This window comes from Rhodanobacter sp. Col0626, from assembly GCF_049994385.1.
In the GTDB taxonomy this organism is placed as follows: domain Bacteria; phylum Pseudomonadota; class Gammaproteobacteria; order Xanthomonadales; family Rhodanobacteraceae; genus Rhodanobacter.
In genome coordinates this window covers 709,625-721,763 of the sequence record NZ_CP188260.1, presented here as the reverse complement: position 1 = coordinate 721,763, position 12,139 = coordinate 709,625, and the positions used below count along the sequence as shown (strand labels likewise).

The window sequence follows — 12,139 nt, the reverse complement described above, 5'->3', positions numbered from 1 at the left end:
TCCATTCGGCAGATCATCGTCACGCGATACGCAGGAGCCCGCTCGCGGGCGATGCTTTTCTTCGGAAAATCAAAGCAGGACCAGCGTCCGCGAGCGCGCTCCTGCAGAAGTGGTGCCGTGGATGCATCGCGGTTACGGCTCCAGCATCAACTGGATGCGGTCGAGATTGGCCAGCAATTGCGCGTGGCGGTCGTCGTGCCCTTCGCACAGCAACACGAATATCCCGTCGAGCAGGTGCTGCAGTGCCGACTGGTACAGCAGCGGCTGGATGTACGGCTGCTCGTCGTGCGCCGACACCACCAGCGCGAGATCGGCCAGGGTACGCAGCGGATTGGCGGTATGCCGAGTCACGGTGATCACCTGGCCGCGCCGCTCGCGGAAGTAGCGGCTGATCTTGCACAGCGCCAGATGGTTGCCGTGCTCGGAGAACACCAGCAGCACATCGCCGGGGCTGGCGGCGGAGACGTTGGCGGTCATCCGCGCGGTATCGAAGTTGTGCACAGTGAGGATGCCCAGCAACGACAGCTTCAGCGCGAAGCCGCGCGCATAGATGTCGTCCTCGCCCAGACCGAGGATGAAGACCTTGCCGTTCTTGCCGGCCTGGCCGATCGCGGCGGCGACGGCCTGGATGGTCTCCGGTGCGTTGATCAGCCGCGTCGCTTCTTCCGCCTCGGATTTGCGTCGCCACAGACTGCCAGCGTGCGAGGCACCGGGCTCGCCATCCTCCGACGCCGCCAGCTGCGGCGCGTCGCCGCTGTCGGCGCGCACGATCGCTTCGCTGACCGAATACTTGAGATCCGGATAACCCTTGAAGCCCAGCTTCTGGGTGAACTTGACCACGCTGGACTGGCTGATTCCCAGCGCGTTGGCCAGTTGTTGCGAGGAGTAATCGCGCAGCAGTTGCGCGTTCTCCAGGATGAAATCGGCAATACGCCGTTCCACCGCCGACATCTGGTCGCGTTCCGAACGAATTTTGACCAGCGGCGACATCAACCTTCGATCCTCTCCAATCCGCGGATTTCGCGGATACCCAGGCCCGGGGCGTCCGTCACCGAGATTTCCGATTCGTTGAAGATTACCCCACCGTCGACCGGATTGAACTGGGCCAGCGAGGGGCCGTCCAGGTCGATCTTGGCGATCACGTTGGACTTGGCCACGGCCACATGCACCGCCGCGGCGACGCTGATCGAGGTTTCCAGCATGCAGCCGATCATGCACTCGATGTCGTACATGGCGGCGATGTCGGCGATGCGGATCGCGTTGGAAATGCCGCCGGTCTTCATCAGCTTGATGTTGATGATGTCAGCCGCACGCATGCGGATCAGCTCGATCACCTCCATCGGGCCGAACACGCTCTCGTCGGCCATCACCGGCGTGTGCACGCGCTCGGTGACATAGCGCATGCCGGCCAGGTCGCGCGCCTTTACCGGCTGCTCGATCAGCTCCAGCTTGATGCCGGCGTCCTCCAGCGTCTGCAGCGCATAGACCGCCTGCTTGGCGGTCCAGCCCTGGTTCGCGTCCAGCCGCAGCAGTGCGCGACCTTCCACCGCCGCGTAGATCGCCTTGACCCGCTCGATGTCGACGCCGATGTCCTTGCCGACCTTGATCTTCAACGACTCGAAGCCGCGTTCCACCGCCGACACGGAATCGGCCACCATCTTGTCGATGTAGTCGACACTGATGGTGATGTCGGTGGTGATCACCGGGTCGCCGCCGCCGAGCAGCTTGTACAGCGGCGCGCCGTAGAGCTGGCCCCACAGGTCGTACACCGCGATTTCCACCGCCGCCTTGGCGCTGGTGTTCTTCTCCATCGCACTCTGGATCAGCTGGGTGAGGTGGTTGAGGTCGGCGATCTCCTGGCCGATCAAGCGCGGCGAGATGTAATGGCGGATCGCGTCGATGATCGAGCCGTGGGTATCGCCCGTGATCACCGCCGTGGCCGGCGCTTCGCCATAGCCGACCTGGCCGGTGTCGGTGTGCATCATCACCACGATGTCCTCGATCGTGCTGACCGTACGCAACGCAGTCTTGAACGGCGTCTTCAGCGGCACCCGCAACATGCCGAACTGGATGTCGGTGATCTTCATGGCAAAACCTTCATGGAATCCGTGTCCTTCTTGTTCTTGGAAAAGCCCGCCGCCGCTCAGCGACGGATGCGCACGATGCTGGTCATCCGATCGACAAACGTCTGATCGCCATGAAACAGCATCGGCAGCAACGGGGTGACCGATACCGCATTGAGCTTGACGTGACCCTTGCTGCCGTCCGGCTTGAAGTAGCTCATGCCGCCCACGTCGTGGATCACGTACGGCTGGCCATGCCACTGGCCGATCACCATCATCACGTGACCGGGGATGTAGACGAGGTCGCCGACCTGCAGCTCGTGCGCGGCCTTGATGCGCGCCTCGCGGCTGTCCTTGTCGGTGAACAGGCGATGTTCCAGCGCCGGGCTGATCGACTGCTTGCTGGTGTCGCGCGGCATCTGCACGCCCATGCTGCGATACACGTCGGAGACAAACCCGCTGCAGTCGCGGCCGTCGTACGAGTGGCCCCAGCCATATCGCTCACCAAGGAATTTGAAGGCCTGCTTGATGATGTTGGCCGGGGTCAGCGGCAGATAGTCACCGGCAGTGTCCGTGTTCTTTTGCAGCAACGCCGGTGAGAACTGCAGCTTGCCGGCAGCGTCGCGCCACGGCAGTTCCAGCGTGTACGTGGCGTACGGGGTCTGCCCGTTCACCGGTTGATCCGGCGCCAGGCCGCTGGCCAGCGGCACGCGCGTGCTCATGTCCAGCTGCAGCTGCGATACCTCGGGGCGCTCGCGGGTGAACACGGTGCGCTCGCTGGCGCCGGTGATCACCCGGTACGGCGTCTTGTCGGCATAGCCCATGACTTGTGCCGCACTGCCTTCGGCCACGTTCTCCTTTTGCGTCCACGCGGCATAGCGCGGGCTCAGCACGAAAAGCCATTGGCCGTCGGCGCTGGCCTGCGCAATCACCACCGGCACGCCCGGGAACTCCGCGGTCTCCTGGAAGCGGTCGATATCGGTGTCGCCCTTCGAACTGAACACCCTGAGGTCGGACGGAAACGCACGGAACGAAGCGCGCTGCACGATCAGTCCGTAGCGTGTGGGCTGGCTGGCCGGAATCTTGTCGAGCGCCAGATTGGCCACCATGGCGTCGAACGCCGCCGACGTCACCGGCCGGCCTTCGACGTCGTAGAGCTGGCGCGTGGGCCGCTCCGAAATGTGGTTGATCCAGCCACTGACCTGCTCGCGGGTGAGCGTCGCCGGCAGCTTGCGCAGGTCGTGCATCGACGGATCGACCTGCAACAGCTTCGCGTTTTCCGCCTCGATCGTGGCGCGGTCCATGATCACCCGGTCGGGCTGTGCCTGTTGCCCGACCCAGAAAGCCGGCGTCAGTTGTGCATCGCCGACACCCATCACGCCCGAGGGCGGTATCGTCAGCGCGGCGTTGGTGTCGCGCGCCTGCAATGGAGCGCCGGCGAAGCCGAGGGCAAGCAGGGAAACAACCAGCAGGGAAAGTCGCATCGTCTTGATCCTATTGTTGTGGCCGCATCACGCGCCAGCCAGCGTCGACATGATCGACGCCACCACCAGGCCGAAGCCCGTACCGAGGATGTAACCGAGCAAGGCCAGCAGGATGCCCACCGGCACCAGCGCGGCCGAATAGCTGGCCGCCAGGATCGGTGTGGCGGCAACGCCACCGATATGCGCCAGCGAGGAAATACCGCACAAGTACAGGTCGAAGCGGAACAGCTTCGCAAAGCCGACCAGCAGCACCGCGTGGATCGCGATGATGGTGACGCCGCACAGCAAGTACAGCGGCGCGGCGGCGATGCCCTGGAAATTGCTTTGCGAGGCCAGCACCGCGACCACGCTGATCAGCAGCGCGCCGGAAATCGTGCTGGCGCCCGGAAACCGCGCCAGCGGCGTGTGGGCGACGACCAGCCCGGCGCCGGTGGCCAGCAGGATCGTCCAGGTAGTGGCACTGACCATGCTGGAGGTGGGCATTTTCGTCGCCAGCCAACCGGCCAGCGCGGCGGCCAGCAAGGCCATGCCCAGCCACAACAGCACGCTGTCCGGAGTGGTCGGCCCGATCGGTTTCGTGGCCGCCAGCGGAATATCGCCACTGGATTTCGCCTTGGTCCAGCGGTTGAACGCCGGCGCCAGCCGCGCCACCGAGAACAACACGACCACCCACATCGAGTAGCACAGTGCGTCGGTCAGCAGCGACATCGCCAGCAATCCATCGGACATGCCGATCGCCTGCTTCACCCCGATCATGTTGGCCGTGCCGCCCACCCAACTGCCGGACAGCGCAGCCAGCGGTTGCCAGTGGTCGCCCGGCAACCAGCGATGGTAGATCAGGAAGGTGCTGATGAACGCCACGAAAAGGCTGATCGAGGTGCACGCAAATACCGCCAGCACGCGTGGCCCCAGCGCCCAGATCGCGCGCAGATCGCAGTTGATCATCAGCAGGAACAGCAGTGCCGGGACCAGCCGCGCCACCAGCGTCGATTGCGCCGTGTGGATCTCCTCGTTGACCTGCCACAGCCCGGTAACCGCCAGCGCGGTCACCAGCAGATAGGTCAGCACGATCGGAGGCAGTACCGAAAAAATCCTCCAGCCGAAATGCCTTTCCATCGCAGGAAACAGGCCGGCGGCCAACAACATCACCGCCAGATAGGGCCAGACCGTATGGATCACTTGCATCCCCTTGTGGATCGTTTGCGGGCATTCGCGGACAGGCCGGTTTTCACCGGCGAGGAATAGCTGATTCTTTCTAAGCTCGATCGAAGCATAAATTATTGACCGCCATTTGCAAGCGTGTTACACAACGGTTTCCGGGGATTCGATGGGGATGTCGATCAATGAGTACGTCGTTGACTGCCGCCATGGGAACAAGTCGTCGCAAGCGTGGCCTGCACATTGCCGCGGCATGCGCTTTCCTGCTGTTCGGCAGCGGGTCGGCCCTGGCCGGCACCCGCGTCGACAACCGCTCGGTGACGCCCATCATCACCCAGATCGACGCCGGGCACTTCAAGGCCGCCGACGCGGCCATCACCCGTGCGCTGGCGCAGCCGGACCTCTCTGCCGACACCCGTAACGCGCTGGCGTTCCAGCGCGAGCGGATGCGCCGCATCCTGCTCGACTTCACGCTCAGTGCCGACGACGTCAAGGCGCGGGTGCGCAAGTCGATCCCGGACCTGACCGACGCCGAGTTCGCCAAGTGGAATGCCGCCGGCCTGTTCGAGCATCAGGTCATCGACGGCCGCACGCTGTACTTCAAGCGCTCGCCCAGCAACCTGTTCCGGCTCAGCCCCGAAGCGCTGGCGCAGCGTGCGGTACAGACGCCGCTCAGCGCGGGCGCGATGGAATCGCTCAACGACCACCAGCGCGCGATCTATCACGCCGCGCTCGACGAACACCGCAGCAGCGTGTTGCCGCAACGCGTGCGCATGACCCAGACCCTGACCGTCGATGCCGACGCCGTGCCCGCCGGTGAAACCGTGCGTGCTTGGATCCCGTATCCGCAGGCGGTGCCCGGCCAGCAGGAAGACATCCGCTATGTCAGCAGCGTGCCGACGAAGCACGCGATCGCACCGGAATCGGCGAAACAGCGCACCGTGCACCTGGAAAAGCCGGCGGTGGCCGGGCAGAAGACGGTGTTCTCGGTCACCTACGAGCTGACCCTGCTGGCGCAGTACCACGCCATCGACGCTGACAAGGTGCAGGCGGAGAAGATCACGCCCGAACTGGCCCCATTCGTCACCGAGCGTGCGCCGCACATCGTGTTCACCGATGCGATGCGCGCATTCTCGCGCAAGGTCGTCGGCGACGAGAAAAATCCCTACCGCATCGCGCAGAAACTGTTCGCCGCCGTCGACCTCATTCCATGGGCCGGTGCGCGCGAGTACTCCACCATTTCCAACATCAGCGATTACGCGCTGCACGCCGGCCATGCCGACTGCGGCCAGCAAACGCTGCTGCTGATGACCCTGCTCCGGCTCAACGGCATCCCCACGCGCTGGCAATCGGGCATGGTGTTCTCCGAGGACGGCAAGTACAGCGACATCCATGACTGGGGCTATCTGTATCTGGCCCCCTACGGCTGGGTGCCGATGGATGTCACCACCGGCCGCCTGCATCCGGCGCCGTCGGACGACAAGGCGCTGGAGTGGTTCTACCTCGGCGGCCTGGACAACTACCGCATCGCGTTCAATGACGATTTCGGGCGTCGCTTCGAGCCGCCCAAACAGCACTTCCGCTCGGACGATGTCGATTCACAGCGCGGAGAAGCGGAGTGGAAGGGGGGGAACCTCTACTTCGACAAGTTGGGCTACGACTTTGACTGGCAGATCCTGCCAGCAGCGCAGGGACGCAACAGCAGATAACCAGCAATTTTCAATACATGACATGGCATCGACGATGTCGATGGGGGAGATGGGGAAATGGGCAGTAGTCGAACTTTGCGCAGGAACGTACTTTGCATGGCGTTGGGGCTTGGCCTTGCATCGCTGGCCGTGCCTGCAGCGTATGCGGGCAGCAACGATGGCTCGGTCGTGGGCCATACCGCCGCCGGTGCGGTGGTCACGGTGTCCAACGCCGAAAACGGATTCACCCGCACGGTCACCGCCGACGGGAAAGGCAACTACCGCTTCCCGTTCCTGCCGGTGGGCAATTACACCCTGCAGGCCAGCAGCGGCGGCGCGCCGGTGGGGACACCGGTCCACGTCAGGGTCAGCCTCGGCAATGCCACCACCGTCAACGTCGGCTCGTCGGCAGCTTCGGACACCACCTCACTCGAAACGATCAACGTCAACGGCACCATTCTTCCGGGTGTCGATGTCACCTCGACCGAATCGGCCACCAACGTGACCCGCGAGCAGCTGAGCCGGATCCCGGTGGATCAGAACATCACGTCGGTGGCGGTACTGGCACCGGGCGTCAACAAGGGCGTGGCCGGCTTCGGCGGCATTTCCTTCGGTGGCTCGTCGGTGGCGGAGAACTCGTTCTACATCAACGGCCTCAACGTCACCGATTTCTACAACCGCAACGGTTTCTCCTCGGCGCCATTCGCGTTCTACCAGGAGTTCCAGGTAAAGACCGGCGGTTACTCGGTGGAGTTCGGCCGCACCACCGGCGGTGTGATCAACGCGGTGACGCGTTCCGGCACGAACGAATTCAAGTTCGGCACGGAGATCACCATGGAACCGGGCAACTGGCATTCCGTTGCCGACAATCATTACCGCGACGATGGCACCCGCTACATCACCGCCAGGAGGGATCAGGACTCGTTGGTGAAGGTCAACGGTTACGCGTCCGGTCCGATCATCAAGGACAAGCTGTTCTTCTTCGCGATGTACGAAGCGCGTGGCGCATCGCCGCGCAATACCAATGATGCCGGCAACGTCTTCACCAGCAACAGCGACAACACCGGCTTCTGGGGCACCAAGCTGGACTGGCACATCAACGACAGCAACCTGCTGGAGTTCATGGCGTTCTCGGACAAGGACAAGAACGTCGGTGACGTCTACGACTACACGTATGACGGCGATCAGATCGGCAAGAAGACCAACGAGATCTACACCGACACCGGCGGCAGGAACTGGAACCTCACCTGGACCAGCTACCTCGCCAGCAACCTGTCGATGAAACTGATGTATGGCCGCAATGACCGTGAGTCGTTCAACCGCGGCCTCAGCGACCTGGACTGCAACCGCGTGGTGGACGACGGCAAGATCGCCTTGCCCAATGTCGGTCTGGGCTGTACCACCAACACCTCGGTCAGCAAGCGCAATGACGTTCGCAAACAGGCCCGGGCCGATTTTGAATGGACCCTGGGCGACCATCTGTTGCGCTTCGGCTTCGATCACGAACAGGACACTTCCGACTACAACAGCTATTACCCCGGCCCTGGCGCGATCTACTACAACGTCTACACGGGATCTCCCGGCGATTCCATTTCGAACCCCAACGGTGGCGGCGTGATCCCGCCCGGCTACACCGGTTATGTGCGGGCACGGCGTTACGAGATCGCCGGCAGCTTCGAGACCACCAACTCGGCCTATTACCTGGAAGACAACTGGCAGGTCACGCCGAACTTTCTTCTGAATGTCGGCGTGCGTCGCGACGGCTTCGACAACAAGGGCGGCGACGGCAAAAGCTACATCAAGATGGACAACATGATCGCCCCGCGCCTGGGCTTTTCGTGGGACATGACCGGAGACGGCAACACCAAGCTGTTCGGCAACCTGGGGCGTTACTTCCTGCCGGTGGCCAATGTGATCAACATCAAGCAGGCCGGCGGCCTGCTCGACGAGCGCACCTATTATGCATTCGGCGGCTGGCAGACCCTCGACCGCGATGGCTCGCAGTACGCGATGCCGATTCTCGGCCCGCAATTGGGCGGCGTGGATACTTCGCAAGGTGACGGCACGGTCGGCGACCTGCGCTCCGAGGTCGACCACAAGATGGATCAGGTCTACCAGGACGAGGCGATCCTCGGCTTCCAGCAGATGCTCAACGACAAATGGTCCTGGGGCGTCAGCGGTACTTATCGCCGATTGCACAACGCGATCGACGACATGGAAATCAGTGCCACCGCCCAGTGCGGTGATAAGGGCTACATCGGCTGGGTGATGGCCAATCCTGGCTCGAAAGTCCAGGTATGGGGCGACACCAACTGCGACGGCACGCCCGACGGATACGTCACCGTCGATACGTCGAAGGAGGGCTGGGCGATGTATCGCCAGGACGGCCTGGATGCCGACGGTGATCCGATCATGACCTACATCGGGCAGCGTGGCTGGGTGAAGCCGAAGCGCACCTATAGCGCGGTGGAATTTCAGATCGACCGTGCATGGGATGACAAATGGGCCTTCAATGCCTCCTACACGATGTCGTGGAGTCGCGGCAATGCCGAAGGCCCGGTCAATTCGGACACCAACTTCTCCGACACGGGCCGCACCGAGAACTTCGACGATCCGTTCGTGAACTTCGGCGGCGATGGCTACCTGCCCAACGATCGCCGCCACCAGTTCAAGTTGCGTGGCACTTATGCACTGACCCCGCACTGGCAGCTCGGCGCAGACCTGCAGGTACTTTCCGGCACACCGATCACCGGCTTTGGCGTGGGCAACCCGTTCGATGCCACCAACTACCACAGCTATTACACCTGCGTTGAAAACTGCACCTCGGATGTCTCGGCCGATCGCGTCTACGTGAACTCGCCGCGCGGTAAATATGGCCGCACGCCGTGGAGCTACGACCTTGGCGCCAGCATCACCTGGCAGACACCGATCGGCGACACCGGCCGACTCAAGGCGAAGTTCGCGGTGTACAACCTGCTCAACTCGCAACGCACGCTCAACGTGGACCAGGACCTGCAGACCACCATCGGCGACGGCACCAACCCGTACTTCGGTGATGGCATCAGCTACCAGGCGCCCCGTTTCGCGCAATTCACCCTCAGTCTGGATTTCTGACGTACCTCCCCGTCGGCGGCCCACCCTCGTGGTGGGTCGCCATTTTTTCCGCCGGTCCAACAGATGCAGTAGCCACCAGGCGACCGGCATGTCGTGGAAACCAATGACCGTACAGCCGATGATGAAAACCGGGGACAACAACGATGCCGATCCAACGGGCTCGTCTTTCGCGGCGACCGCCCAGGGCACTTTCGACGGCGTCGACCTGCAACAGCTGGCGCAACACATAGCCACCCCTTTCCATGCCTATTCCGCGACGGCGATCCGGCAGCGCATCAACGAGCTGCAGACCGCGCTCGCCGGTGTCGATGCGATGATCTGCTTCGCGGTGAAGGCCAATTCCAACCTCGCCATCCTGCAACTGATGGCCAGCGCCGGCGTCGGCGCCGACATCGTGTCGGTCGGCGAATTGCGCCGCAGCCTGCACGCAGGCATGCCGCCCGAGCGCATCGTGTTCTCCGGCGTCGGCAAGAGCGCGGACGAAATCGCCGGTGCGTTGAACGTCGGCATCGCGCGCTTCAACGTCGAATCGCTGGACGAACTGCATACCCTGCAACAGGTAGCCAAGGCGCAGCAGATGACCGCCCGCGTCGCGGTACGCATCAACCCCGACGTCGATGCACAGACCCACGCGAAGATCTCCACCGGCAAGTCGGAGAACAAATTCGGCGTAAGCATCGACGAGGCACGCCGCTGGTTCGCCGAGCGCCGGCAGCTCACCCATGTGCAGCTCGACGGCCTGCACGTGCATATCGGCTCGCAAATTCTCAGCCTCGATCCCTTCCGGCTGGCGCTGCAACGCGTGGCTGCGTTCTGGCGGGAGCTCGAGCGGGCCGGCCATCCGATCAACAGCATCGACGTGGGCGGCGGGCTTGGCGTGTGCTACCGCGCGGGCGAGGATCATCCCGTCGCTGCGGTCGACTACGTCGCCACGATCCGCGAGGCACTCGCCGGCTACCAGGGCCGCATCCTGCTCGAACCGGGTCGCTACCTGATCGCCGAAGCCGGCGTGCTGCTGACCCGCGTCATCCGCATCAAGCAGGGTGCCGAACGCCAGTTCCTGGTGCTGGACGCGGCGATGAATGACCTGCAGCGGCCGAGCCTCTACGACGCGTGGCACGACATCGTGCCGGTGTCGGACGCATCCCGGCCGATGACACGCTACGACATCGTCGGGCCTGTCTGCGAAACCGGCGATACGTTCGCCCGTGAGCGTGAAATGCCGGAGTGCGTGGCCGGCGACCTGTTGCTGATCAAGGCCACTGGCGCGTACGGTGCATCGATGGCTTCCACCTACAACTCGCGACCGCTGGCGGCCGAGGTGCTGTTGAACCAGGGCCGTTATGCCGTGGTGCGCCGCCGTCAACACTTCGAGGAAATGATTGCCGGCGAACAGCCGGCACGCCACTGGGAAACGCTATGAACACGATCGTCCGCATCGCCACGCTCGCCACGCTGACCCTGTTCGGCGCCCTCCCCGCGCATGCCGAAACGGATCCGCCGGTCACCATCGATACCCATGTCGACATTCCCTTCAATTACATGGGCGAGCCACGTTTCGACGTGGGCGGCAACACGCGCTTGCTGGTCGACCTGGGCAAGATGGAGCGCGGCGGGCTCAATGCGGCGTTCTTCGTGATCTGGGTGCCGCAGCATGCGCTGGACGCCGCCGGTTACGCCAAGGCCGTGAAGCAGGCCAGTCAGAAATACGATGGCATCGGCCGCATGCTGATGATGTACCCCGATCGCATCCGCCTGGCCACCACACCCGAACAGCTGGTCGCCAATCACAAGGCCGGCCTGCTTTCGGCGACGATCGAGATCGAGAACGCCTATTCGCTCGGCCACGACATCCACCGCCTCGATGCCGCGTTCGATCGCGGCGCGCGCTCGGTCGGCCTGGTCCACGTCGGCAACAACGACCTGTGCACCAGCTCGTTGCCCGACACCAAGCACGGCGAGCCAGCGATGAACAGCGCGGGCGACAAGGGCATCAGCGACTTCGGCCGCGCCGTGGTGCATCGCGCCAACCAGCTCGGCATGATGGTCGACATCTCCCATGCCTCGGACCATTGCGTGCGCGATGCGCTGAAGGTCTCCAGTACGCCGATCATCGCCTCGCACTCCGGCGCGCGCGCCGTGCTGGATCATCCGCGCAACCTGCCCGACGACCTGCTACGCGCGATCGCCGCCAAGGGCGGCGTGATCGATGCCGTTGCCTACAAGGAATTCCTCAAGAACGATCCAGGCCGCGAGGCCGCGGAAAAGAAACTGCAGGACGCCATCGCCAAACAGGCCGGCGAAAAGGAATACGACAGCGACAGCGACGACTACCGCCCCGAGATGGAAGCGGGCATGGCCGAGATCCAGAAGAACTATCCGCTGGCCACCCTGGATGACTACGTGAAGCAGATCCGGCACATGGTGAAAATCGCCGGCATCGACCATGTCGGCATCGCCTCCGACTTCGACGGCGGTGGCGGCATCACCGGCTGGAAGGACGCCAGCGAAACCCGCAACGTCACCGCGGCCCTGCGCAAGAGCGGTTTCAGCGACGCCGACATCGCCAAGCTGTGGGGCGGCAACCTGCTGCGCGTGTGGGGTGAGGTCGAGCGCCATGCGCAGCACTGAG

The 12,139-nt window shown here is 63.6% G+C and carries 8 protein-coding genes; 4 read left to right on the top strand and 4 right to left on the bottom strand.

Annotated elements, in window-relative coordinates; translation table 11 throughout:
• Nucleotides 1-132 precede the first annotated feature (132 nt).
• Genes ACPPVV_RS02930 through ACPPVV_RS02915 form a run of 4 tightly spaced genes read right to left on the bottom strand, consistent with a single transcriptional unit; the run spans nucleotide 133 to nucleotide 4,732 of the window.
• Nucleotides 133-990 carry a MurR/RpiR family transcriptional regulator gene (locus tag ACPPVV_RS02930; RefSeq protein WP_426701988.1) on the bottom strand — a complete coding sequence of 286 codons (858 nt, stop codon included), beginning with the start codon at nucleotides 988-990 and terminating at the stop codon, nucleotides 133-135.
• Entirely contained in the window at nucleotides 990-2,087 is a 1,098-nt protein-coding gene (locus ACPPVV_RS02925) for a dipeptide epimerase (RefSeq protein WP_426701987.1), read from the bottom strand. Before ACPPVV_RS02925 ends, ACPPVV_RS02930 begins: the two co-directional genes overlap by 1 nt.
• A gap of 56 nt (nucleotides 2,088-2,143) precedes the next feature.
• Nucleotides 2,144-3,547 (bottom strand): SH3 domain-containing protein, encoded by a 1,404-nt coding sequence (locus ACPPVV_RS02920; RefSeq protein ID WP_426701986.1) that lies wholly within the window; start codon nucleotides 3,545-3,547, stop codon nucleotides 2,144-2,146.
• A gap of 27 nt (nucleotides 3,548-3,574) precedes the next feature.
• On the bottom strand, nucleotides 3,575-4,732 hold the full coding sequence (locus ACPPVV_RS02915) for a DUF819 domain-containing protein (RefSeq protein WP_426701985.1): 1,158 nt from the start codon (nucleotides 4,730-4,732) through the stop codon (nucleotides 3,575-3,577).
• A 158-nt stretch (nucleotides 4,733-4,890) separates the two neighbouring features.
• Between ACPPVV_RS02915 and ACPPVV_RS02910 the strand changes: the two genes are divergently transcribed.
• The 4 genes from ACPPVV_RS02910 (at nucleotide 4,891) to ACPPVV_RS02895 (ending at nucleotide 12,138) form a co-directional block, all read left to right on the top strand.
• On the top strand, nucleotides 4,891-6,414 hold the full coding sequence (locus ACPPVV_RS02910) for a transglutaminase-like domain-containing protein (RefSeq protein ID WP_426701984.1): 1,524 nt from the start codon (nucleotides 4,891-4,893) through the stop codon (nucleotides 6,412-6,414).
• 57 nt (nucleotides 6,415-6,471) lie between these two features.
• Nucleotides 6,472-9,507 (top strand): TonB-dependent receptor, encoded by a 3,036-nt coding sequence (locus ACPPVV_RS02905; protein ID WP_426701983.1) that lies wholly within the window; start codon nucleotides 6,472-6,474, stop codon nucleotides 9,505-9,507.
• An 88-nt stretch (nucleotides 9,508-9,595) separates the two neighbouring features.
• On the top strand, nucleotides 9,596-10,930 hold the full coding sequence (gene lysA, locus ACPPVV_RS02900; protein ID WP_426701982.1) for a diaminopimelate decarboxylase: 1,335 nt from the start codon (nucleotides 9,596-9,598) through the stop codon (nucleotides 10,928-10,930).
• Nucleotides 10,927-12,138 carry a dipeptidase gene (locus ACPPVV_RS02895; protein ID WP_426701981.1) on the top strand — a complete coding sequence of 404 codons (1,212 nt, stop codon included), beginning with the start codon at nucleotides 10,927-10,929 and terminating at the stop codon, nucleotides 12,136-12,138. The genes lysA and ACPPVV_RS02895 overlap by 4 nt, the downstream gene beginning before the upstream one ends.
• Nucleotide 12,139 lies beyond the last annotated feature (1 nt).

Bases quoted from the DNA above. Each gene is read 5' to 3' on its own strand.
- ACPPVV_RS02930 (WP_426701988.1), bottom strand. From the start codon at position 990: ATGTCGCCGCTGGTCAAAATTCGTTCGGAACGCGACCAGATGTCGGCG.
- ACPPVV_RS02925 (WP_426701987.1), bottom strand. From the start codon at position 2,087: ATGAAGATCACCGACATCCAGTTCGGCATGTTGCGGGTGCCGCTGAAG.
- ACPPVV_RS02920 (WP_426701986.1), bottom strand. From the start codon at position 3,547: ATGCGACTTTCCCTGCTGGTTGTTTCCCTGCTTGCCCTCGGCTTCGCC.
- ACPPVV_RS02915 (WP_426701985.1), bottom strand. From the start codon at position 4,732: ATGCAAGTGATCCATACGGTCTGGCCCTATCTGGCGGTGATGTTGTTG.
- ACPPVV_RS02910 (WP_426701984.1), top strand. From the start codon at position 4,891: ATGAGTACGTCGTTGACTGCCGCCATGGGAACAAGTCGTCGCAAGCGT.
- ACPPVV_RS02905 (WP_426701983.1), top strand. From the start codon at position 6,472: ATGGGCAGTAGTCGAACTTTGCGCAGGAACGTACTTTGCATGGCGTTG.
- lysA (WP_426701982.1), top strand. From the start codon at position 9,596: ATGTCGTGGAAACCAATGACCGTACAGCCGATGATGAAAACCGGGGAC.
- ACPPVV_RS02895 (WP_426701981.1), top strand. From the start codon at position 10,927: ATGAACACGATCGTCCGCATCGCCACGCTCGCCACGCTGACCCTGTTC.